This window comes from Brevibacterium mcbrellneri ATCC 49030, from assembly GCF_000178455.1.
Taxonomy (GTDB): Bacteria; Actinomycetota; Actinomycetes; order Actinomycetales; family Brevibacteriaceae; genus Brevibacterium; species Brevibacterium mcbrellneri.
In genome coordinates this window covers 1-794 of sequence record NZ_ADNU01000062.1, presented here as the reverse complement: position 1 = coordinate 794, position 794 = coordinate 1, and the positions used below count along the sequence as shown (strand labels likewise).

The window sequence follows — 794 nt, the reverse complement described above, 5'->3', positions numbered from 1 at the left end:
GAGCACGTGTGCCAGGCCCTGGCCCAGGCCGGCAGCAGGCAGACCGCCTACGAGGCGCTGCGCCGTGACCGGCACGCCCGCGCGCTGCTGGACCTGCCGAAGAAGTCCTGGTCGGCACTGTTGAAGGTCCTGCTCGGCAACCCGAATCCGGCCTACGCCGCGACCGGCCTGGGTAAGGGCATCCTGGTGCGCCTGCTCATCGGTGAGACCGTGCCGGTGCTGCTGCGCGATGACGACCTCGTGCTCACGATCGCATTGTCGGCGCCGGGAGGAGCATCGGCGTGAGCACGCACTCGGGGGAAATCGTGCTCGACCGGGCGGTCGAGTCGATCATCGTCGGTCACCGGCACCGTCACGATCTCGGCGACCTCGACGCGCTCGCGGACTCGATCGCCCGCAAGGGGCTGCTGCAACCCCCGACGATCACCCCGGACGGGGTGCTCGTGTGCGGGGCACGCAGGCTCGCCGCTATCAAGCAGCTGGGCTGGCGGACGGTGGGCGTGTGGGTGCGCTCGAACGTTTCGACCCGCCTGGAACACCGCCTGGCCGAACAGGACGACAACGAGCTCCACAAGGACCTCGATCCGCGCGAGGCCGCGGCGATGATTCCCGGAGGCGCGTCGTTCATGACGCTGGAGAAGATCGGCTACCTCGAGAAGGTCGCCGCCGACCCCGACCAGCCGGAGCAGGTACGCCAGGACGCGGCCGCCGCGCTCGTGCAGATCGAAGCCGGAGCCCCCGTGCACCCCGCCTACACCCGCATCCGCGCCGCCACGAGCACACCCGCCGCCGAA

The 794-nt window shown here is 70.5% G+C and carries 1 protein-coding gene and 1 pseudogene; both read left to right on the top strand.

The genetic code is table 11. The features are described 5' to 3' along the window. Window positions 1-285: pseudogene (locus HMPREF0183_RS12980) on the top strand (hypothetical protein); the annotation flags it as partial. Beyond that, window positions 282-794: ParB N-terminal domain-containing protein (locus HMPREF0183_RS09670; RefSeq protein WP_005885533.1), on the top strand; the 513-nt coding region annotated here is incomplete at its 3' end. The pseudogene HMPREF0183_RS12980 and the gene HMPREF0183_RS09670, both read left to right, overlap by 4 nt.